This is a genomic window from Modestobacter sp. Leaf380, assembly GCF_001424485.1.
GTDB lineage: Bacteria > Actinomycetota > Actinomycetes > Mycobacteriales > Geodermatophilaceae > Klenkia.
Genome location: NZ_LMQC01000012.1, coordinates 493,823 through 515,191, shown reverse-complemented (window position 1 = coordinate 515,191; position 21,369 = coordinate 493,823). Strand labels below are relative to the sequence as shown.

The 21,369-nt window shown below is 75.0% G+C and carries 21 protein-coding genes and 1 tRNA gene; 17 read left to right on the top strand and 5 right to left on the bottom strand.

Annotation, left to right across the window (positions count from 1 at the left end):
• The first annotated feature begins 152 nt into the window (after positions 1 to 152).
• Together topA and ASG41_RS10525 are read left to right on the top strand one after the other, a co-directional pair.
• Positions 153 to 3,089 carry a type I DNA topoisomerase gene (gene topA / locus ASG41_RS10530; RefSeq protein ID WP_056293620.1) on the top strand — a complete coding sequence of 979 codons (2,937 nt, stop codon included), beginning with the start codon at positions 153 to 155 and terminating at the stop codon, positions 3,087 to 3,089.
• A 29-nt stretch (positions 3,090 to 3,118) separates the two neighbouring features.
• Positions 3,119 to 3,883 (top strand): class I SAM-dependent methyltransferase, encoded by a 765-nt coding sequence (locus tag ASG41_RS10525; RefSeq protein ID WP_056293610.1) that lies wholly within the window; start codon positions 3,119 to 3,121, stop codon positions 3,881 to 3,883.
• Here ASG41_RS10525 and ASG41_RS10520 read toward each other — a convergent pair.
• Positions 3,862 to 4,650 (bottom strand): methyltransferase domain-containing protein, encoded by a 789-nt coding sequence (locus ASG41_RS10520; RefSeq protein ID WP_056294847.1) that lies wholly within the window; start codon positions 4,648 to 4,650, stop codon positions 3,862 to 3,864. The genes ASG41_RS10525 and ASG41_RS10520 overlap by 22 nt on opposite strands.
• Positions 4,651 to 4,730: 80 nt before the next feature.
• Here ASG41_RS10520 and tmk point away from each other — a divergent pair, with 80 nt between their 5' ends.
• The 4 genes from tmk (at position 4,731) to ASG41_RS10500 (ending at position 7,807) form a co-directional block, all read left to right on the top strand.
• Positions 4,731 to 5,396 carry a dTMP kinase gene (gene tmk, locus ASG41_RS10515; protein ID WP_056293605.1) on the top strand — a complete coding sequence of 222 codons (666 nt, stop codon included), beginning with the start codon at positions 4,731 to 4,733 and terminating at the stop codon, positions 5,394 to 5,396.
• Positions 5,393 to 6,568: a DNA polymerase III subunit delta' gene (locus ASG41_RS10510; RefSeq protein ID WP_056293603.1), complete on the top strand. Its 1,176-nt coding sequence runs from the start codon at positions 5,393 to 5,395 to the stop codon at positions 6,566 to 6,568. The genes tmk and ASG41_RS10510 overlap by 4 nt, the downstream gene beginning before the upstream one ends.
• Before the next feature lie 58 nt (positions 6,569 to 6,626).
• Positions 6,627 to 6,702: transfer RNA gene (locus ASG41_RS10505), tRNA-Thr, on the top strand.
• Between the two features lie 142 nt (positions 6,703 to 6,844).
• Positions 6,845 to 7,807, top strand: coding sequence for a nitronate monooxygenase family protein (locus ASG41_RS10500; RefSeq protein WP_056293600.1), 963 nt, complete (start codon positions 6,845 to 6,847; stop codon positions 7,805 to 7,807).
• Between the two features lie 5 nt (positions 7,808 to 7,812).
• Here ASG41_RS10500 and ASG41_RS10495 read toward each other — a convergent pair whose 3' ends face one another.
• Positions 7,813 to 8,850 carry an aldo/keto reductase gene (locus ASG41_RS10495; protein WP_200938822.1) on the bottom strand — a complete coding sequence of 346 codons (1,038 nt, stop codon included), beginning with the start codon at positions 8,848 to 8,850 and terminating at the stop codon, positions 7,813 to 7,815.
• 5 nt (positions 8,851 to 8,855) lie between these two features.
• Complete coding sequence (locus tag ASG41_RS10490; RefSeq protein WP_056293597.1) at positions 8,856 to 9,653, bottom strand: SDR family NAD(P)-dependent oxidoreductase; 798 nt, start codon at positions 9,651 to 9,653, stop codon at positions 8,856 to 8,858.
• Between the two features lie 54 nt (positions 9,654 to 9,707).
• On the opposite strand from ASG41_RS10490, the gene ASG41_RS10485 reads away from it, so the two are divergent.
• A complete protein-coding gene (locus tag ASG41_RS10485) occupies positions 9,708 to 10,310 on the top strand; it encodes a TetR/AcrR family transcriptional regulator (RefSeq protein WP_056294842.1) in 603 nt (200 codons plus the stop codon).
• Positions 10,311 to 10,406: 96 nt separating this feature from the next.
• Here the strand turns inward: ASG41_RS10485 and ASG41_RS10480 are convergent, their stop codons facing one another.
• Positions 10,407 to 10,901, bottom strand: a complete 495-nt coding sequence (locus ASG41_RS10480) for an inorganic diphosphatase (RefSeq protein WP_056293593.1) — start codon at positions 10,899 to 10,901, stop codon at positions 10,407 to 10,409.
• A gap of 9 nt (positions 10,902 to 10,910) precedes the next feature.
• On the opposite strand from ASG41_RS10480, the gene dacB reads away from it, so the two are divergent.
• The 10 genes from dacB (at position 10,911) to ASG41_RS10430 (ending at position 20,151) form a co-directional block, all read left to right on the top strand.
• The gene (gene dacB, locus ASG41_RS10475; protein WP_235564708.1) at positions 10,911 to 12,407 is read left to right on the top strand and encodes a D-alanyl-D-alanine carboxypeptidase/D-alanyl-D-alanine-endopeptidase; all 1,497 of its coding nucleotides are present in this window, start codon (positions 10,911 to 10,913) and stop codon (positions 12,405 to 12,407) included.
• 40 nt (positions 12,408 to 12,447) lie between these two features.
• On the top strand, positions 12,448 to 13,530 hold the full coding sequence (locus ASG41_RS10470; protein ID WP_056293589.1) for a zinc-dependent metalloprotease: 1,083 nt from the start codon (positions 12,448 to 12,450) through the stop codon (positions 13,528 to 13,530).
• Between the two features lie 4 nt (positions 13,531 to 13,534).
• A complete protein-coding gene (gene tilS, locus ASG41_RS10465) occupies positions 13,535 to 14,515 on the top strand; it encodes a tRNA lysidine(34) synthetase TilS (RefSeq protein ID WP_056293586.1) in 981 nt (326 codons plus the stop codon).
• Between the two features lie 38 nt (positions 14,516 to 14,553).
• A complete protein-coding gene (gene hpt / locus ASG41_RS10460; protein ID WP_056294836.1) occupies positions 14,554 to 15,111 on the top strand; it encodes a hypoxanthine phosphoribosyltransferase in 558 nt (185 codons plus the stop codon).
• A 192-nt stretch (positions 15,112 to 15,303) separates the two neighbouring features.
• Positions 15,304 to 17,313: an ATP-dependent zinc metalloprotease FtsH gene (gene ftsH / locus ASG41_RS10455; protein WP_056293583.1), complete on the top strand. Its 2,010-nt coding sequence runs from the start codon at positions 15,304 to 15,306 to the stop codon at positions 17,311 to 17,313.
• A complete protein-coding gene (gene folE / locus ASG41_RS10450) occupies positions 17,310 to 17,909 on the top strand; it encodes a GTP cyclohydrolase I FolE (protein WP_056293576.1) in 600 nt (199 codons plus the stop codon). Before ftsH ends, folE begins: the two co-directional genes overlap by 4 nt.
• Entirely contained in the window at positions 17,906 to 18,796 is an 891-nt protein-coding gene (gene folP / locus ASG41_RS10445; protein WP_255352979.1) for a dihydropteroate synthase, read from the top strand. The genes folE and folP overlap by 4 nt, the downstream gene beginning before the upstream one ends.
• Positions 18,789 to 19,151, top strand: coding sequence for a dihydroneopterin aldolase (folB, locus tag ASG41_RS10440; protein WP_056293574.1), 363 nt, complete (start codon positions 18,789 to 18,791; stop codon positions 19,149 to 19,151). Before folP ends, folB begins: the two co-directional genes overlap by 8 nt.
• Positions 19,148 to 19,651, top strand: a complete 504-nt coding sequence (gene folK, locus ASG41_RS10435) for a 2-amino-4-hydroxy-6-hydroxymethyldihydropteridine diphosphokinase (RefSeq protein WP_056293572.1) — start codon at positions 19,148 to 19,150, stop codon at positions 19,649 to 19,651. Before folB ends, folK begins: the two co-directional genes overlap by 4 nt.
• Positions 19,648 to 20,151 (top strand): DUF3180 domain-containing protein, encoded by a 504-nt coding sequence (locus ASG41_RS10430; protein WP_056293570.1) that lies wholly within the window; start codon positions 19,648 to 19,650, stop codon positions 20,149 to 20,151. The genes folK and ASG41_RS10430 overlap by 4 nt, the downstream gene beginning before the upstream one ends.
• An 18-nt stretch (positions 20,152 to 20,169) precedes the next feature.
• Here ASG41_RS10430 and ASG41_RS10425 read toward each other — a convergent pair whose 3' ends face one another.
• Entirely contained in the window at positions 20,170 to 21,369 is a 1,200-nt protein-coding gene (locus ASG41_RS10425) for an ABC transporter ATP-binding protein (protein ID WP_082556771.1), read from the bottom strand.

Genomic DNA, 21,369 nt, shown 5'->3' with positions numbered 1-21,369 from the left:
GGAGGGCGGCGCGCCCGGGTCCGCTCGTCTCCGGCGGTCCCGTCGGCACCGTGGCCTACCGTGGCGCACGCCGAGCGGGCCGGAGCCACCGCCCTCCCGGTGCCCGGGTCGGTCCCGGCGCCTGCACACAGCAGCACCCGACAGGAGTCCCGTTGCCCACCAAGACCGCGAAGACCACCCCCGAGTCCGCCGAGGGCGGCAAGGCCACCCCGCCGCGCAAGCGGACCGCGGCGGCCTCCGGGGGCAAGCCGCTGGTCATCGTGGAGTCGCCGTCCAAGGCCAAGACGATCGCGGGCTACCTGGGCAGCGGCTACGTCGTGGAGGCCAGCGTCGGCCACATCCGGGACCTGCCGCGCAACGCCGCCGACGTCCCCGCCGCGCACAAGGGCGAGTCCTGGGCCCGCCTGGGCGTCGACGTGGACAACGGCTTCCACCCGCTCTACGTGGTGAGCCCGGACCGCAAGCAGCAGGTGGCCAGGCTCAAGTCGCTGGTCAAGGACGCCTCCGAGGTCTTCCTGGCCACCGATGAGGACCGCGAGGGCGAGGCCATCGCCTGGCACCTGGTCGACACCCTGCAGCCCAAGGTCCCGACCCGGCGGATGGTCTTCCACGAGATCACCCCGGAGGCGATCGCCCGTGCCCTGGCCAACCCCCGCGAGCTGGACACCGCGATGGTCGACGCCCAGGAGACCCGGCGGATCCTGGACCGGCTCTACGGCTACGAGGTCTCCCCGGTGCTGTGGAAGAAGGTGCTGCCCAAGCTGTCCGCCGGACGCGTGCAGTCCGTCGCCACGCGCATCGTGGTCGAGCGCGAGCGGGCCCGGATGCGCTTCACCGCCGCGGACTACTGGAGCCTGTCCGGCGTCTTCGACGTCCAGGACGCCGCCGCGGTCACCGACGAGGGCGAACCGACCAGCCTGACCGCCAAGCTGGCCAGCGTCGACGACCGCCGGGTCGCCACCGGCCGGGACTTCGAGCCCGACACCGGCACCGTGGCCAGCGACGTCGTGCACCTGGACGAGGCCGGCGCCCGCGGGCTGGCCGCCCGGCTGGAGGGCCGCCCGGTCGAGGTCGTGCGGGTGGACCAGAAGGACTACCGCCGCCGTCCCTACGCCCCGTTCACCACGTCCTCGCTGCAGCAGGAGGCCGGCCGCAAGTTCGGCTGGTCCTCCCAGCAGGTCATGCGCACCGCGCAGCGGCTGTACGAGAACGGCTTCATCACCTACATGCGCACCGACTCGACGAACCTGTCCGAGACGGCGCTGCGGGCCGCCCGCACCCAGGCCCGCGAGCTGTACGGCGACGCCTACGTGCCGGCCGAGCCCCGCCGCTACTCCAAGAAGGCCAAGGGCGCCCAGGAGGCGCACGAGGCGATCCGCCCCGCCGGTGACTCCTTCCGCACCCCCGGTCAGCTGGCCAGCCAGCTGGCCCGCGAGGAGTTCCGGCTCTACGAGCTGATCTGGCAGCGCACCGTCGCCTCCCAGATGTCCGACGCCGTCGGCAACACCGTCAGCATCCGGCTGGCCGGCACCTCGACCACCGACGAGGCCGTCACCTTCACCGCCAGCGGCCGCACGATCACCTTCCCCGGCTTCCTGCGGGCCTACGTGGAGAGCCGCGAGGAGCACGAGGTCGGCGACGCCGACGACGCCGAGAGCCGGCTGCCCCGGGTCACCCGCGGTCAGCTGCTGGACACCCGGTCGCTGGACGCCAAGGGCCACACCACCTCACCGCCCGCCCGGTACACGGAGCCCTCGCTGACCAAGGCGCTGGAGGAGTTCGGCATCGGCCGGCCCTCCACCTACGCCTCGATCATGCAGACCATCCAGGACCGCGGGTACGTCTGGAAGAAGGGCTCCGCCCTGGTCCCGACGTTCATCGCCTTCGCGGTGGTCAACCTGCTCGAGCAGCACTTCGCGGCTCTGGTGGACTACGAGTTCACCGCCTCCCTGGAGGGCGAGCTCGACGAGATCGCCGGCGGCACGCTGCGCCGGGTCGACTGGCTGACCGAGTTCTACTTCGGTGGCGAGGGCGGGCACGCCGGCGGCATCGCGGCCTCGGGCGGGCTCAAGTCCGTCGTCGGCCAGCGGCTGGAGGAGATCGACGCCCGCGGGGTCAACTCGATCCCGCTGCGCGCCACCACCTCCGACGGCAAGCCGGTCATGGTCCGGGTCGGGCGCTACGGCCCCTACCTGCAGGCTGGCGGCGAGGACGGCGCCCGCGTCTCCATCGCCGACGACATCGCCCCCGACGAGCTCACCCCCGAGAAGGTCGAGGAGCTGCTCAACGCGCCCTCCAGCGACCGCGAGCTCGGCAAGGACCCGGAGACGGGTCAGACCGTGCTGGTCAAGGCCGGCCGGTACGGCCCCTACGTCACCACCGTGGTCCCCGAGGACAGCAAGGAGTCCCCGCGCACGGGGAGCCTGTTCGCCTCGATGTCCCCGGAGACGATCACCCTCGAGGACGCGCTCAAGCTGCTGACCCTGCCCCGCACGGTCGGCGTCGCGCCCGACGGCGAGGAGATCCAGGCGCTCAACGGCCGCTACGGGCCCTACCTGAAGAAGGGCACCGACTCCCGCTCCATCGAGGGCGAGGAGAAGCTGTTCACCACCACGCTCGAGGAGGCGCTGGCGGTCTTCGCCCAGCCCAAGCAGCGCGGTCGGGCCGCGGCCAAGCCGCCGCTGCAGGAGCTGGGCCCCGACCCGGTCACCAACGGCCTGGTCACCGTGCGCGAGGGCCGGTTCGGGCCCTACGTCACCGACGGTGAGTCCAACGCCAGCCTGCGCAAGGGCGACGACCCGCTGACCATCACCCTGGAGCGGGCCGCCGAGCTGCTCGCCGACCGGCGCGAGCGGGCCCCGGTGAAGAAGAAGGCGGTCCGCAAGACGACCGCGAAGAAGACGACGGCCAAGAAGACGACCGCGAAGAAGACGACGGCAGCCAAGACCACGGCAGCCAAGACGACGGCAGCCAAGACCACAGCGGCCACGGCGAAGAAGACGACCACGGCCAAGAAGACGACCACCGCGAAGAAGGCCGCCCCGCGGACGACCACCGGCACCGGCGTCGTCCCCGCGGGCGGCAGCTGACCGGACAGGACGACGGGGGAGCGGCAGGCGTGACCGACGGCGAGTTCGACCAGGCCGGCTGGGACGCCCGCCGCACCTCCTTCGGCTCGGTGGCCGCGGACTACGCGGCCCTGCGCCCGGGCTACCCGGCCGACGCGGTGACCGCGCTGCTGGGCGAGCGCCCGCTGCGGGTGCTCGACCTCGGTGCCGGCACCGGGCTGCTCACCGACCAGCTGCTGGCAGCCGGGCACGAGGTGATCGCCGTCGAACCGTCCGCCCCGATGCTCGCCCAGCTCGGCGCCCGGCTGCCGCAGGTCACCGCCCACGTGGGTGGGGCGGAGGCGCTGCCGGTGCCCGACGCGAGCGTGGACGCCGTCGTCGCCGGGCAGGCCGCGCACTGGTTCGACCCCGCGCCGACCGCCGCGGAGCTGCGCCGGGTGCTGCGGCCCGGCGGGGTGGTCGGCTGGGTCTGGAACACCCGCGACCTCACCGTCCCCTGGGTCCACGCCCTGGAGGGCGACCTGGGCGACGAGCTCCGCGGCCAGGAGGCCGACCAGGCCGTCGTGGACGCCTTCGCAGCCGCCCTGCCCGCCGACGTGACGATGCACCAGTCCGGCGTCGTGCAGCGGCAGACCCCCGAGCAGGTGGTGCTGGGCATCGGCACCCGCAGCCACGTGGCCACCATGTCCCCGGCCGAACGGGAGCGGTTCCTGGACGGTCTGCGCGACCTGCTGGCCCGGCACCCGGACACCGCCGGCCGTGAGGTGCTGGAGCTGTCGTACGTGACGCGGGCCTACCGGCTCGTCCCGCGCTGACCCACCGCGAACACCCGCCGGAAGGGCAGCAGCGTGGTGCCGTCCGGCCGCGGCGGGTAGGCCGTGCGCAGGGCGTCGGCGTACTCGGCCTCGAACCCCGGGGCGTCGTCCCCGAGGGCGGCCAGGACCGGGCGCAGCACGGACCCGCGCACCCAGCCCAGCACCGCGTCGGGTCCGGTGAGCACGTGCAGGTAGGTGGTCTCCCAGGTCCGGGTGGCCAGGCCGGCGGACTCCAGCACGCCCAGGCAGCCCGCCGGGTCGAGCACGCTGTCGGTGGTGGGCGCCAGGGCGCCGGCCCGGTCGGACCACCGCGGGTCCCGGCACAGGTCGGCCAGCAGCGCGTGGGTGGGGGCGGCGTGGTTGCCGGGGACCTGGAACGCCAGCCAGCCGCCGGGGGCCAGCGCCCCGGCCCACTCCACGACGAGCCGCGGGTGGTCGGGCACCCACTGCAGAGCGGCGTTGCTGACCAGCACGTCGACCGGGCCGGCCGGTGTCCACGTGGTCAGGTCGGCGGCCTCGAACGTCACCTGCCCGGGGACGGCGTGCTCGGCCGTGGCGGCCAGCATGGCGGCCGAGGAGTCCACCCCGGTGACCCGGGCGCCGGGCCACCGGGCAGCCAGCGACGCCGTCAGCTCCCCGGTGCCACAACCCAGGTCGACCACCACGGCCGGGTCGACCTCGCCGATGCCGGAGACCAGGTCCCGGAACGGCTGGGCCCGCTCGTCGGCGAAGCGGAGGTACTGCGGCGGGGACCAGTCGGCGGGCACGCACCCCACCCTGCTGCACCAGGGCTGTCGGCACCCGCCGGTAGCGTGGGGACCACCCCGTCCCACCCCGAGGAGACCGCATCCCCGCCGTCCCGTCCCCGCCCGCCCGGACCGCCGTCCGTGGTGTCTTCCTGGCGTTCGAGGGTGGTGAGGGCGCCGGGAAGTCCACCCAGGTGCGGCACCTGCTGAGCTGGTTGTCCGGGCAGGGCCGGGCCGCCCGCGGCACCCGTGAGCCCGGGGCCACCGCCATCGGCGGGACGATCCGGCAGCTCGTGCTGGACCCGGGCAACACCGCGCTGTCCTCCCGTGCGGAGGCGCTGCTCTACGCCGCCGACCGCGCCCAGCACGTGCACGAGCTGCTCGACCCGGCGCTGGCCGCCGGCGAGGTCGTGGTCACCGACCGGTACGTGGACAGCTCGCTGGCCTACCAGGGCGCCGGGCGCACCATCCCCCTGGAGGAGGTCCTGGCCCTGTCCCGCTGGGCCACCGGGGGTCTGGTGCCCGACCTGACCGTGCTGCTGGACCTGCCGCCGGAGGTGGGGCTGGCCCGCGCGCGGGGTCGCTCGACCGCGGACCGGCTGGAGGCCGAGTCGCTGGCCTTCCACGAGCGGGTGCGGGCGACGTTCCTGGACCTGGCCGCCGCGGAGCCGCGCCGCTACCTGGTGCTGGACGCCCAGCAGACCCCCGACGAGCTGTCCGCCGCCGTCCGGGACCGGGTCGGGCAGCTGCTGGTGGACCGACCGTGAGCGCCGGGGGCGTCTGGACCGACGTGGTCGGGCAGCCGGCCGTCGTGGCCGAGCTCTCCCAGGCCGTGGCGCACCCGGCCTCCATGACGCACGCCTGGCTGTTCACCGGGCCCCCCGGCTCGGGTCGCTCGGTGGCCGCCCGCGCCTTCGCCGCCGCCCTGCAGTGCCCCGACGGCGGTGACGGCACCTGCCACGCCTGCCGGACGGCGCTGGCCGGCACGCACGCCGACGTCCGGGTCGTGGCACCCGAGGGGCTGTCCATCGGGGTCAACGAGACCCGCGAGCTGGTCCGGCTGGCCGGCCGGGCGCCGTCCCAGGGCCGGTTCCAGGTGGTGATCGTCGAGGACGCCGACCGGATGACCGAGCAGGCCACCAACACCGTGCTGAAGATGCTGGAGGAGCCACCGCCCCGGACGGTCTTCCTGCTGTGCGCGCCCTCGCTGCACCCCGACGACGTGCCGGTCACCATCCGCTCCCGCTGCCGGGTGGTGGCGCTGCGCACCCCGCCGGTCGAGGCCGTCGCCGAGGTGCTGGTCCGCCGGGACGGCATCGACCCGGCGCTGGCCTCCTGGTCGGCTGCGGCAGCCGGTGGGCACGTCGGGCGGGCCCGGCACCTGGCCCGCGACGAGGAGGCCCGGATGTCCCGCAAGGCGGTCCTGGACGTCCCGCTGTCGCTGGTCAGCCTGGCTGCCTGCCTCAACGCCGCCGACGACCTGGTGTCCGCGGCCAAGGTCGAGTCCGACCGGACGACGGCGGTCACCGACGGCGCCGAGACCGAGGCGGTCAAGGCCAGCCTGGGCATCGGCGCGCGCGGGCCCGGGGTCGCCGCGGCCAGCCGGGGCGCCGGCCAGCTCAAGGAGCTGGAGAAGAAGCAGAAGTCCCGGGCCACCCGGCTGGGGCGGGACTCCCTGGACCGGGCGCTGGTCGACCTGGCCTCGCTCTACCGGGACGCCCTGGTCATCCACACCGTGCGCGGTGACCTCACCCGGGTGCCGCAGCTGGCGCACCCCGACCGGGCCGCCGACGCCACGGAGCTGGCCAAGAAGATCGGCGCCGAGGGCGCCCTGCGCCGGATCGACGCCGTGCTCGCCGCCCGCACCGCGCTGGAGCGCAACGTCAAGCCGCAGGTGGCGATCGAGGCGCTGTGCGTGGCCCTGCGGCTGCCGGCGTGACACCCGCACCGGTGCTCGGGTCCTCGCAGGCGGTCCCGTAAGCTCTCCGACGCAGCACGCCGCCTTAGCTCAGTCGGTAGAGCATCTCACTCGTAATGAGAAGGTCGTCGGTTCGATTCCGACAGGCGGCTCCACCACACCGACACGCACGGCCCCCGGTCCCCACGGACGGGGGCCGTCGTCGTCCCCGGCCCCGGTGCTCGGGCAGTCAGGGCTGACCGGCAGACTGCCCGCAGGCTCACGCACCGCGGCGTGACCAGGAGGGGAGCTGCACCCATGTCGATCCCGGACGTCCTGCAGGGCCGGCTCAGCCTGCCCGTGGTGGCCTCGCCGATGTTCATCGCCAGCGGCCCCGACCTCGTCGTCGCGCAGTGCTCGGCGGGCATCGTGGGGTCCTTCCCGGCGCTCAACGCCCGGCCGGCCGCGATGCTCGGCGACTGGCTGGCCGAGATCGACGAACGCCTGGCGGCCGCCGCGGCGACCGGGGCCACCGTCGCGCCGTACGCGGTGAACCAGATCGTGCACCGCTCCAACGACCGGCTCGAGGCCGACGTCGCGCTGTGCGTGGAGCACGAGGTGCCGGTCGTCATCACCTCGCTGGGCGCCCGTTCCGACGTGTACGACGCGGTGCACTCCTACGGCGGCATCGTGCTGCACGACGTCATCAACGACCGGTTCGCGCACAAGGCGGTGGAGAAGGGCGCCGACGGGCTGATCGCCGTCGCCGCGGGTGCCGGCGGGCACGCCGGGACGCAGAGCCCGTTCGCCCTGGTCCGGGAGATCCGCCGCTGGTTCGACGGCCCGCTCGTGCTCTCCGGCGCCATCGCGCACGGCCGGTCCGTGCTCGCCGCCCAGGCCGCCGGCGCAGACCTGGCCTACATCGGCTCGGCGTTCCTGGCGACCACCGAGGCCCGGGTGGTCGAGGGCTACCGGCAGATGATCGTGGACAGCGCCGCCGACGACATCGTCTACAGCAACCTGTTCACCGGCGTGCACGGCAACTACCTGCGCGGCAGCATCACCGCCGCCGGCCTGGACCCCGACGCGCTGCCCACCTCCGACCCCAGCGCGATGAGCTTCGGGTCGGGGGAGAGCAAGGCCTGGCGCGACGTGTGGGGCTCGGGTCAGGGCATCGGCGCCATCGACGCCGTCCTCCCGGCCGGCGAGCTGATCGCCCGCTTCGGCCGGGAGTACGCCGAGGCCGTGGCCGAGCTGCGGACGGTGCTGGCCGGCGTCTGAGCCGGTCAGCCGCGCAGCCGCCGGTAGGGGGTGCCGCCGGTGATGACCGCCGTCGTCATCGCCGCCGTGTAGATCGCGTACGGGAAGCCCAGTTCCGGCGCGCTGACCCGGTCCAGCCGGGCCAGCGCGTCGGCCGGCAGGACGGTGTCGGCGGCCGCCAGGTTGGCGCGGGCCTGCTCCGGGGTCCGGGCGCCGACCAGCACCGAGTCGACCCCGGGGCGCCCCAGCACCCAGGCCAGTGCCACCTGTGCCGCGGGCAGGCCGAGCTCGTCGGCGACGGCGCGCAGCACCTCGAGGACCGCCCAGTTGCCGGGGGTGTCCTTGGTGTCCCCGAACGGGTTGGGGCCGGACAGGCGCCCGGCCGTGGCGGGCTGCCCGGGGTGGTACTTGCCGCTGAGGAAGCCGCCGGCCAGCGGGCTCCACGGCACGATGCCCATCCCCAGCTCCCGGGCCGCCCGGACGTGTTCCTGCTCGATCGACCGGGCCACCAGCGAGTACTCCAGCTGCAGCGCGACCGGCGCGGGCACGCCGTGCGCCCGGGCCAGCGTCGCCACCTGGACGGCGAACCAGGCAGGCACGTCGGAGAGCCCGTAGTGCCCGGTCTTCCCGGCCCGGACCAGGTCGACCATGGTGGCCAGCACCTCCTCGGCCGGGGTGACGTCGTCCCACACGTGCAGCCAGTACAGGTCCACCCGGTCCGTGCCCAGCCGGCGCAGCGACCCCTCCAGCGCACGGACGGCGTTCATCCGCCCGGCGCCGCCGGTCAGCGGCCCGCCCCCGGCGTTGAACCCGTACTTGGTGGCCAGCACGACCCGGTCGCGCAGCCCGCGGGCGGCCAGCAGTCGGCCGAGGACCTCCTCGCTGCGGCCCCCGGAGTAGACGTCCGCGGTGTCCACGGCGTTGCCGCCGGCGGCCAGGTAGGCGTCCAGGACGGCGCCCGAGGTGGCCTCGTCGGAGCCCCACTGGTCGTTGCCCACCGTCATGGCGCCGAGGGTGAACGGGCTGACCAGCAGCCCGGAGCGGCCCAGCGTGCGGAGCTCCACGGCGGTCAGCCGACCCGGGCGGCGAGGATGCCGCCGTCGACGTCGAGGGTGGTGCCGTGCACGAAGGCGGCCTCGTCGCCGACCAACCACCGGACGGCGAGGGCGACGTCGACGGGCCGGACCGGACGTCCGGCGACGGTGGACGCGGTCATCTGCGTCAGCACCGCCTCGGCCCCGGCGTTGCCCGGGGTCGACGTCACGCCCGGCGCCACGGTGTTCACCCGGACCCCGCGGGGCCCGTACTCGGCGGCCCACGCCCGGGTCAGCTGCTCCAGGGCGGCCTTGGTGGCGGTGTACATCGCGCCGAACGGGCTGCCCACCCGGGCCATCCAGGACCCGACGTCGACGACCACCCCGGACCCCCGGGCAGCCATCGCCGGGGCGATCGCGCCGACCAGCACGTGCGGGGCGCGGACGTTGACCGCGAGCAGGGCCTCGAGGTCGTCGTCGGCCAGGTCCTCGGTGGCCGAGACGGGGTAGACGCCGGCGTTGTTGACCAGCACGTCGAGCCGGCCGCCGGCCAGCTCGACCGCGCGGGCGGCGGTCGCCCGCAACGCGTCGGGGGCGGCGGCCAGGTCGGCGACGAGGACGAGCGCACGGCCGCCGGCGGCCGTGATCGCGTCTGCGACGGCCGCGGCTCGGGTGGCGTCGCGGCCGCTGACGAGCACGGTGGCCCCGGACGCGGCCAGCACGTGCGCGGTGGCCTCGCCGATGCCGCTGGTGGAGCCGGTGACCCACGCGGTGCGGCCGGCCAGCCGGTCGTCGCGGGGCAGGGTGGACAGGACGTCTGCGTTGGACTGCACGGTCCAGTTCCTACCAGGAGTGGACCGTGCGGTCCAGCGGGTACCGTGCGGCACGTGGCGGAGCTGACCGAACGGGGACGACGCACCCGCCAGCGCATCGTCGAGGAGACCGGGCGCCAGATCCTGGCCGCCGGGATCGGCGGCACCACGCTGGACGACGTCCGGGCCGCCACGCTGACCAGCAAGAGCCAGCTCTTCCACTACTTCCCCGGTGGCAAGACCGAGCTGGTCCGGGCCGTCGCGGAGTGGGAGGGCGGCCAGCTGCTGGCCGCCCAGGAGCCGCACGTGCACGACCTGTCGACCCGGGCGTCGTGGGAGGCGTGGCGGGCGGCGCTGGTCGACTACTACATCGGGCAGGGCCGGTGGGCCTGCCCGATCGGCTCGCTGGCCACCGAGGCGGCGGCCCGGGACCCCGGACTGGCGGCCACCGTCGCCGGGGCGTTCACCGCCTGGGCCGACCTGCTCGCCGCCGGCGTCGTCCGGATGCAGCAGGCGGGGGAGCTGGACGCCTCGGTCGACCCGCGTCGCATCGCGGCGTCGGTGCTGTCGGCGATCCAGGGCGGTCTCGTGCTCAGCCAGCCGCTGCGCGACCCGTGGCCGCTGGAGGCCGCCCTGGACCAGGCGCTGCACGCCCTGGACGCCCCCGCCCGGGGTTGAGACGACGACGGGCGCCGCACCCGGGTGGGGTGCGGCGCCCGTCGGTCGTCCGGGTGAGCTCGGCGGCCGTGGGGAGACCGGCCAGTCAGGAGGGGGTCAGTGGTGGCCGGGCGCGTTCTTGGCGCGCTCGAAGGAGGCGTTGATCTCCGCCTCGGCCTCGGCCAGACCGACCCAGTTGGCGCCCTCGACGCTCTTGCCGGGCTCGAGGTCCTTGTAGGTCTCGAAGAAGTGCTGGATCTCCAGGCGGTCGAACTCCGACACGTCGGTGATGTCCTGCAGGTGGGCCATCCGCGGGTCCGTCGCGGGGACGGTGAGGACCTTGTCGTCCCCGCCGGCCTCGTCGGTCATCCGGAACATGCCGATGGCCCGGCAGGTGATGAGGCACCCGGGGAACGTCGGCTCCTCCAGGAGCACCAGGGCGTCCAGCGGGTCACCGTCCTGACCCAGGGTCGCCTCGATGTACCCGTAGTCCGCCGGGTACCGCGTCGAGGTGAACAACATCCGGTCCAGCCGGATGCGTCCAGTGGCGTGGTCCAGCTCGTACTTGTTCCGCTGGCCCTTGGGGATCTCTACCGTCACGTCGAACTGCACCGACGTAGTGTGGCCCACGCCGGCCCGGCGTGGGTGGCCGAGGTGCTCGATCGGGGGGTGGAGGCCATCGCGCGCGCCTCCCGCGACCCGGCCAGCAGTGCGCCGCGGCGCTCCTGGCGCCGCCGCGCGTGGCAGGTCCTGGTGGCCCTGAGCCTGGTCGCGCTGGCGGTCGCCGGCGGGGTCTGGTTCGCCGTCCGGGACGACGCCCGCGACCCCGCGACCGTGGCCGCGGTGCCCTCGGACGCCGTCGCCGTGCCCGACGCGGTGCTGCCCGAGCTCGACACCCCCGCCCCCGGGCTGGCCGCCCTCCCCGGCAGCGCCCCCGCCCCGGACCCCGCGGTGCTGCAGGCCCGGCTCGCGCCGCTGCTGGCCGCCCCGGCGCTGGGCACCGGGCTGTCCGCCGAGGTCGTCGACGTCGCCACGGGTGCGACGCTGCTGGACACCGACGCGCAGGACCCCGGCACCCCCGCCTCCACCGCCAAGGTGCTCACCGGCCTGGCCGCGGTCACGGTGCTGGGCCCGGACACCACGATCACCACCACCGTCGTCGCCGGCGCCACCCCGGGCGAGGTCGTGCTCGTCGGCGCCGGGGACCCCACCCTGTCGACCACCGCGCCCTCGCAGAGCTACCCCGGCGCCGCGACCGTCGCCGACCTCGCCGCCGGCGTGCAGACGGCGCTGGCCGGGGTGCCGGTGACCTCCGTCGTCGTCGACAACTCGCTGTTCACCGGCCCGCTGACCGCGAGCGGGTGGGGCAGCGAGGACGCGCCCTCGACCTACGCCGCACCGGTCACCGCCACCGCCGTCGACGGCGCGCGGGTCTCCCCGGGGCAGACGCCCCGGTCCGGGCAACCCGGCATCGACGCCGGCACGGCGCTGGCCGCCGCCCTGGGTGCTGCCGGGGCGCCTGTCCGGCTGGGCTCCGCTGCCCCCGGCGCCGCCGTGCTGGGCTCCGTGGAGTCCGCGCCGGTGGAGCGGCTGGTCGAGCAGGCCCTCACCGCCTCGGACAACCTGCTCGCCGAGACCCTCGCCCGCCAGGTCGCGCTGGCCACCGGGGCCGAGGCCAGCTTCGCCGGCGCGGCCCGGGCCGTGGCCGACGCGGTGGCCGCCGCAGGCCTGGACACCACCGGGCTCGCACTGTCCGACGGCAGCGGGCTGTCCCGCGAGGACCGGGTGCCCGCCCGGCTGCTCGTCGACGTCCTGGAGGCCGTCGCGGACGGCTCGGTCGAGGGGGCCGGGGCGGTGCTGTCCGGGCTTCCGATCGCCGGGTACACCGGGACGCTGTCCGACCGCGCCGACGACGACCCGGCCACCGCCCCCGGCGCGGTCCGGGCCAAGACCGGCACGCTGGCGACCACCAGCGCGCTGGCCGGTCTCGTCGTGACCGCCGACGGCCGGCTGCTGGCCTTCGCGCTGCTCGCCGACGGCACCACCGGGGACGTCGCCGGGGCCGAGGCCGCGCTGGACGACGTCGCCGCGGCGCTGGCCGGCTGCGGCTGCCGCTGAGCCGGGCCGGGGCCCGCCCGGCTGCGTACCGTGGCTGCGCATGAGCAGCTCCCTGGTCGACTGGTCCCTCGCCGGGCGGACCGCCCGCCGGCTGTCCAAGCCCGGGCCGGAGACCACCCGTGCGGAGGCTGCCGCGGTCGTCGCGCAGCTGCACGAGTGCGCCGCGGCCGCGGTCGCGCACGTCGAGGCGCTCACCGGGCTGGCCCCGTCCGTGGACTCGCCGGTGCCCACCGTGGCCGTCGTCGACCGGCCCGGCTGGGTCGAGGCCAACACCGCCGGCATGGCCGCGCTGCTGGACCCGCTCACCGCCGCGCTGCAGGAGCGGACCGGGGAGCGGCCCAACGCCGTGGTGCAGGCCGTGGGCTCCCGGCTGACCGGGGTTCAGGCCGGTGCGGTGCTGGCGTTCGTGTGCTCCAAGGTGCTGGGCCAGTACGAGGTGTTCGGCAGCGGTGGCCGGCTGCTGCTGGTGGCCCCCAACATCGTCGAGGCCGAGCGGCGGCTGCGGGTGGACCCCTACGACTTCCGGCTGTGGGTGTGCCTGCACGAGGTCACCCACCAGCTGCAGTTCACCGCCTTCCCCTGGCTGCACCGCTACCTGGAGGAGCAGGTGTCCGCCTTCGTCGAGGCCAGCGACCTGGACTCGGGTGTGCTGCGCGAACGGCTGCGCGACGTGGTGGCCAGCCTGGCCGACGCGGTGCGGGGCAGGCCGGTCGAGGGTGATGCGCCCGGCGGCCTCATGGCGCTCATCGCCGACCCCGAGCAGCAGGCCGTGCTGGACCGGGTCACCGCGGTGATGAGCCTGGTCGAGGGACACGCCGAGTTCGTCATGGACGGCGTGGGCCCCGACGTCATCCCCACGGTGCGCACCCTGCGCAAGCGGTTCAGCCAGCGCCGCAAGGGCACCGGCCCGGTCGACCGCGTGCTGCGCCGGCTGCTGGGGCTGGAGCAGAAGATGCAGCAGTACGCCGACGGTCGGCACTTCGTCGCCGGCGTCGTCGACCGGGTCGGCATGGAGGCCTTCAACACGGTCTGGACCGGCCCGGAGACACTGCCGCTGAAGGAGGAGCTCACCGACCCCGACCGCTGGGTCGAGCGCGTCCTGCACCTGCCCGCGCTGCGCTGAGCCGGTGGGGCCCGACCCGGCCGTCGCCGCCGTCCGCAGCGCCGTCCGGCCCGGTCTGACCGACGACGCGACACCGGTGCTGGTGGCCTGCAGCGGGGGAGCGGACAGCCTGGCGCTGGCCGCCGCCGTGGCCTTCGAGGCCCCCCGCGCCGCTCGGCGCGCGGGGGCCGTCACCGTCGACCACGGCCTGCAGCCCGGGTCGGCCGACCGGGCCCGGACGACGGCGGACCTGCTGCGCGGGCTCGGCCTGGACCCGGTGCTCGTCGTCCGGGTCGACGTCGGCACGGCCGGCGGGCCCGAGGGGGCGGCGCGGGACGCCCGCCACGCGGCGCTGCGCTCGGTGGCCGCGGAGCACGGCGCGCGCATCGCGCTGGGGCACACCCGCGACGACCAGGCCGAGACGGTGCTGCTGGGCCTGGGGCGGGGGAGCGGTCCCCGGTCGGTCGCCGGGATGACCGCGTGGCGTGCACCGTTCTGGCGCCCGCTGCTGGGCGTCGAGCGGGCCACCACCCGCCGGGCCTGCGCCGCCGAGGGCCTGCCGGTCTGGGACGACCCGTGGAACACCGACCCGGCCTACACCCGGGTGCGCCTGCGCAGCGAGGTGCTCCCGCTGCTGGAGGAGGTCCTGGGCGGCGGGGTCGCCGCGGCCCTGGCCCGCACCGCCGCGATGGTCCGTGAGGACGTCGACGCCCTCGACGCCCTGGCCGCCGCCGTCCCCGACCCCACCGACTGCGCGGCGCTGGCCGTCCTGCCCGCCGCGCTGCGCCGCCGGGTGCTGCGGGCCTGGCTGATGGCCGGGGGCGTGCGGGACCTGCAGGCGGTCCACCTGCGGGCCGTCGATGCGTTGCTCACCCGGTGGCGCGGGCAGGGCCGGGTGGACCTCCCCGGCGGTGCGGGTGTCGCCCGGACGTCTGGCAGGCTGGTCCTGCTGCCGGGCCCCCCTCCGGCGGACCCCCGCCCCCGCACCGAGGAGCCCCCACCGTGACCGAGCCCGCCACCCCCGCCGGAGCGCCCGCGGGACCCCTGGGCCCCGACCACGGGTACGGCCCCGACATCGACCACGTGCTGCTGTCCGAGGAGCAGATCGCGGACAAGATCCGCGAGCTGGCCGACCGGATCGCCGTGGACTACGCCGGCCGCGAGGTGCTGCTGGTCGGCGTCCTCAAGGGCGCCGTGCTCTTCATGAGCGACTTCGCCCGGGCGCTGCAGCTGCCCACCCAGATGGAGTTCATGGCGGTGTCCTCCTACGGGTCGGCCACCAGCTCCTCCGGCGTCGTGCGGATCCTCAAGGACCTGGACCGGGACATCACCGACAAGCACGTGCTGGTCCTCGAGGACATCATCGACTCGGGCCTGACGCTGTCCTGGCTGCTGAAGAACCTGGGCAGCCGCCGCCCGGCCTCGCTGGAGGTGTGCGCCCTGCTGCGCAAGCCCGACGCGGTCAAGGTGGACGTGCCGGTGCAGTACGTCGGCTTCGACATCCCCAACGAGTTCGTCGTCGGCTACGGCCTGGACTACGCCGAGCGCTACCGCGACCTCCCCTACATCGCGACCCTCAAGCCCGAGGTCTACAGCTCCTGACCCCGGTCCCCACTCCAGGTGGGGTCCAGCCGCTGAGCAGCGGACGCACAGGGTCCCGGGTGTACCGTCGGCGTCCAACGACGTCGCCCCTCGCGACGCAGGTGCCCACCTCGGGTCGCGCGGCGTCCACGGACGATCAGGAGGGTCGACGGGCACCCCGGGTCTCGTCCCCGGACCGCCCGGCATCGGTGTATGGAACGCAAGAAGATCTTCCGCTCCGTCTGGTTCTGGGTCGCCCTCGTCGTCCTGGTCGTCGCGATCGTGCTGCCCGCCTTCCGGGGCAACGGCGGGTACGAGGAGGTGCCCACCTCCACGGCCCTGGCCCAGTTCGCCGACGGCAACGTCGACCGGGTCACGATCAACGACAAGGAACAGACCCTCGACATCGACCTGTCGAGCGCGGTCGACGGCAACGACAAGATCACCACGTCGTACCCGGCCGGCGCCTCCTCGCAGGTCTACGACCTGGTGCGCGGCACCGACGGCAGCGGCTCCAGTGACCCGGTGCGCTTCGACACCAACGTCACCCAGGACAACCTGCTGGTGTCGATCCTGGTCAGCTTCCTGCCCTTCCTGATCATCCTGGGCCTGCTGTTCTGGCTGTTCAGCTCCATGCAGGGCGGCGGCCGCGGCGTGATGGCCTTCGGCAAGTCCAAGGCCAAGGCGGTCAGCAAGGACACCCCGAAGACCACGTTCGCCGACGTCGCCGGCGCCGACGAGGCCATCGAGGAACTGCACGAGATCAAGGACTTCCTGCAGAACCCGGTCAAGTACCAGGCGATCGGGGCGAAGATCCCCAAGGGCGTGCTGCTCTTCGGCCCGCCCGGGACCGGCAAGACGCTGCTGGCCCGCGCCGTGGCCGGCGAGGCCGGGGTGCCGTTCTACTCGATCTCCGGCTCGGACTTCGTCGAGATGTTCGTCGGCGTCGGCGCCAGCCGGGTCCGTGACCTGTTCGAGCAGGCCAAGACCAACGCCCCCGCGATCATCTTCATCGACGAGATCGACGCCGTGGGCCGGCACCGCGGCGCCGGCATGGGCGGCGGGCACGACGAGCGCGAGCAGACCCTCAACCAGATGCTGGTCGAGATGGACGGCTTCGACGTCAAGGGCGGCGTCATCATGATCGCCGCGACCAACCGGCCCGACATCCTGGACCCCGCGCTGCTGCGCCCGGGCCGCTTCGACCGCCAGATCGCCGTCGACCGGCCCGACCTGCTCGGTCGCGTCGCCGTCCTGAAGGTGCACGCGACCGGCAAGCCGCTGGCCGACGACGTCGACCTGGAGACCCTGGCCCGCCGGACCCCGGGCTTCACCGGGGCCGACCTGGCCAACGTGCTCAACGAGGCCGCGCTGCTCACCGCCCGGCACGGCGGCACCGTCATCACCGACGCCACCCTCGAGGAGGCGATCGACCGCGTGCTCGCCGGCCCGGAGCGCAAGACCCGGGCGATGAGCGAGAAGGAGAAGAAGGTCACCGCCTACCACGAGGGCGGGCACGCCCTGGTGGCGCACGCACTGCCCAACCTGGACCCGGTGCACAAGGTGACGATCCTGCCGCGCGGGCGCTCGCTGGGGCACACCCTCGTGCTGCCGACCGAGGACAAGTACACCCAGACCCGCTCGGAGATGATCGACACCCTGGCCTACGCCCTGGGCGGGCGGGCGGCCGAGGAGCTGGTCTTCCACGAGCCGACCACCGGTGCCGGCAACGACATCGAGAAGGCCACCGCGATGGCCAAGTCGATGGTCACCGAGTACGGCATGAGCGCCAAGCTCGGCGCCGTCAAGTACGGCACCTCCGACGCCCAGCCCTTCATGGGCCGGGACATGGGCTCCCGCTCGGACTACTCCGAGGCCGTCGCCGCCGACATCGACTCCGAGGTGCGCGCCCTCATCGAGGCCGCGCACGACGAGGCGTGGGAGATCCTGGTCGAGTACCGGCACGTGCTGGACAGCCTGGTCCTCGAGCTCCTGGAGAAGGAGACGCTGACCAAGGACGACATGGCTCGGATCTGCGCCGGGGTGGACAAGCGGCCGAACCTGGCGCCCTACAACGGCTTCGGCAAGCGGACGCCGTCGGACCGGCCGCCGGTGCTCACCCCGGCCGAGCAGGCCCGCGGCACCGCGGCTCTCAACGGCCACGGCGGGGACGTCGAGAAGCCGCTGCCCGTCGGCGACGCCGGCGCGCCGCAGTCCCGGTGACCGACCTCGCGGTCCCGGCGTCGGTCGACGGCGTCGACCACGCCCGGGCCGAGGCGGCCGTCCGCGAGCTGCTGATCGCGGTCGGGGAGGACCCGGACCGGCCCGGCCTGCGGGACACCCCCGGCCGGGTCGCCCGGGCCTACGCCGAGACCTTCGCCGGTCTCCGCCAGGACCCGGCGCAGATCCTGGCGACGACGTTCGACGAGGACCACGACGAGCTGGTCCTGGTCAAGGACATCGCGCTGTACTCGACCTGCGAGCACCACCTGGTGCCCTTCCACGGGGTGGCGCACATCGGCTACATCCCCGGTGCCGACGGCCGGGTGACCGGGCTGTCCAAGCTGGCCCGGCTGGTCGAGGTCTACGCCCGGCGGCCCCAGGTGCAGGAGCGGATGACCAAGCAGATCGCCGACGCGCTGATGTCGGCGCTGCAGCCGCGCGGCGTCATCGTGGTGGTCGAGGCCGAGCACCTGTGCATGGCCATGCGCGGGGTGCGCAAGCCGGGCACCCGGACGATGACCTCCGCGGTCCGCGGGGTGTTCAAGGAGTCCGCGGCCACCCGTGCCGAGGCGATGAGCCTCGTCCTGGGCCGGTGACCGCGCCTCTGCCGCGCGGGGACCGCTGCCAGGTGATGGGCGTCCTCAACGTCACGCCCGACTCCTTCTCCGACGGCGGCTGCTTCGCCGACACCCCGACCGCCGTCGCGCACGGACTGGCACTGCACGCCGCCGGGGCGGACTGGGTCGACGTGGGCGGGGAGTCCACCCGGCCCGGTGCCGACCGGGTCGACGCCGCGCAGGAGTGCGAGCGGGTGCTGCCGGTCATCGGTGAGCTGGCCGCCGCCGGGGTGCGGGTCAGCGTGGACACCACCCGGGCCGAGGTCGCCGCCGCCGCGCTGGACGCGGGCGCCGGCCTGGTCAACGACGTCAGCGGTGGGCTGGCCGACGAGGGCATGGCCGCCCTGGTCGCCGAGCGGGGGGTGCCCTGGGTGCTCATGCACTGGCGGGGGCACAGCCGGGAGATGCACGCCGCGGCGCGCTACGGCGACGTGGTGACCGAGGTCTGCGCCGAGCTCACCGCCCGGGTCGAGGACGTCGTCGCCGCCGGCGTGGACCCCGCCCAGCTGGTGCTGGACCCCGGCCTGGGGTTCGCCAAGAACGCCGAGCACAACTGGGCGCTGCTGGCCGGGCTGGACCGGCTGGTCGGGCTCGGTCTGCCGCTGCTGGTCGGTGCGTCCCGCAAGAGCTTCCTGGGCCGGCTGCTCGCCGACGACGCGGGCACCCCCCGCCCGGCCGAGCAGCGCGACGCCGCCACGCTGGCCACCACCGTGCTGGCCGCCGAGGCCGGCGCCTGGGGGGTCCGGGTGCACGACGCCGGCCCCTCCGTCGACGCCGTCCGTACCGTGGCCGCGGTCCGTGCCGCCCGCGCCGCCGCGGGTGCCACCACCCGTCACCCCGCCCCCGACCGGAGGTCCCGTGCCTGACCAGATCGCCGTCCGCGGCCTGACCGCCCACGCCCACCACGGCGTCTACGCCGTCGAGCGCGAGCAGGGCCAGACCTTCTCCGTCGACGCCGTGCTCGACGTCGACACCGCACCGGCCGCCGCCGGGGACGACCTGGCGAAGACGGTCAACTACGCGGAGCTGGCCCAGGCGCTGCACGCGGTGCTCACCGGCGAGCCGGTGGACCTGCTGGAGACCCTGGCTCAGCGGCTGGCCGACGTGTGCCTGGGCGACCCGCTGGTCGACGCCGTGCAGATCACCGTGCACAAGCCGGACGCCGACCTGGGTGTGCCCTTCGACGACGTGACCGTCCAGATCCGGCGCGAGCGCCGGTGACCCGCGCCGTGCTGTCGCTGGGGGCCAACCTGGGCGACCGGGCCGGCACCCTGCGCACCGCGCTGCGGGCGCTGACGGGGGAGGGGCTGGTGGCCCGCTCGGTGCTGTACGAGACGCCCCCGTGGGGCCCGGTCGAGCAGCCGCCCTACCTCAACGCGGTCGCCGTCGTCCGCGGTGACCGGGACGCCGCCGGGTGGCTGGCGCTGGCCCACGAGCTGGAGCAGGCCGCCGGCCGCACCCGCGGGGTCCGCTTCGGACCGCGGACGCTGGACGTCGACGTGGTCACCGTGACCGACGACGACGGCCGGCCGGTGCTGTCGGAGGACCCGGAGCTGACCCTGCCGCACCCGCGGGCACACGAGCGCGCCTTCGTGCTGGTGCCGTGGCTGGCGCTCGACCCGGCCGCCGTCCTGCCCGGGCGGGGTGCGGTGCGCGAGCTGCTGGCCGCGCTCCCGCCCGAGGACGTCGAGGGTGTCGAGCGGTGGGAGCAGCTGGCGTGAAGCCGGTCTCCCGCCGTGACCTGGCCGTGCTGGCGGTGGGCGTCGCCGTCGTCGCCTGGCTCGTCGTCCGCCAGTCCTACGGCAGCCTGCCCACGTTGCACTGGTGGCAGCCGGTGCCCCTCGGCCTGCTCGCCGCGGCCGAGGGGCTGGGCGCCCGGACGCTGCGGGCCAGGCTGGCCGCCGAACGCGACCGCCGTCCGGCCCCCGGGCGCAGCGGTGCCGCCGCGGCGCGGCCGGTGGAGCCCATGCTCGTGGCCCGGCTGGCGGTGCTCGCCCAGGCCAGCGCCTGGGTGGGGGCCGGGTTCGCCGGGCTGTGGGCCGGCACCGGGGTGCACGCCCTGTCGGAGTCCGGCCGGTTGGCCGCCGCCGGCGGGGACGCCGTGGCCGCCGCGATCGGGGTCGTGCTCTCCGCGGCCCTGGTGGGTGCGGCGCTGGTGCTCGAGCACGCCTGCCGCGTGCCCGAGCAGCCCGACGACCGGGACGACGCCCCGCGGGGCTGAGCGTCGTCCCGGGGCGGGTCAGCCCAGTGCGGCGCCGGCGGTCTCGGGGACCGACCCGTCGACGGAGCGGCGCAGCGCGGCGTGCAGCGACTCCGGGGTCAGCACCCCCAGGAAGCGGTCCCCGTCCAGGACGGCCACCCAGCCGGCCTCCATCCGCAGCATGATCGCGAAGGCGTTCTTCAGCGTGGAGTCCACGGGCACCCACGCCTCCATGTGCCGCCCGGCGCTGCGCACGGTGCCCGAGCCCTGCGCCCGGTCCACCGAGAGCCAGCCGTGCAGCGTCTCCTGCGCGTCCAGCACGACCGCCCAGCGGGCGCCGGTCTGTTCCAGGACCGCGCGGGCCTCGGCCAGGGTGTCGTCCACGTGCACCACCGGGGGGCGCTCGAGGTCGGCGGTGTCGATGCCGGTGACGGCCAGCCGCTTGAGCGCGCGGTCCGAGCCGACGAAGTCCGCGACGAACGGGCTGGCCGGCTTCCCGAGCAGCTCGGCCGGGGTGGCGTACTGCTCGACCTTGCCGCCCTCGCTCATCACCGCGATCCGGTCACCGAGGCGCACGGCCTCCTCGATGTCGTGGGTGACGAAGACGATGGTCTTGCGCACGGTCTCCTGCAGGCGCAGGAACTCCGACTGCAGGCGCTCGCGGACCACCGGGTCGACGGCGGAGAACGGCTCGTCCATCAGCAGCACGGAGGGGTCCGCGGCCAGGGCCCGGGCCACGCCGGCGCGCTGGCGCTGACCACCGGAGAGCTGGTGGGGGTAGCGGTCGCCGAACGTGGCCGGGTCGAGCCCGACCGTGGACAGCAGCTCCTCCACCCGGTCGCGGGTGCGCCTCTTGTCCCAGCCCAGCAGCTTGGGGACCGTCGCCACGTTGGTCCGGATGGACTGGTGCGGGAAGAGACCCACGTTCTGGATGACGTAGCCGATGCGGCGGCGCAGCTGCACCGGGTCGACCCGGGTGACGTCGTCCTCACCCACCAGGATGCGGCCGGTGCTGGGCTCGATGATCCGGTTGATCATCTTCATCGTGGTGGTCTTCCCGCAGCCCGAGGGGCCGACCAGCACGGTCAGCTCACCGGCGGCGAAGGACAGGTCCAGGGACTGCACGCCGACGGAACCGTCGGGGTAGACCTTGCTGACGCCCTCCAGACGGATCTCCTCGGCGCCGCCCTGACCTGCGGGAGCGGTGGTGGGAGCGGTGGAGGTGGCAGTAGCGTCCAC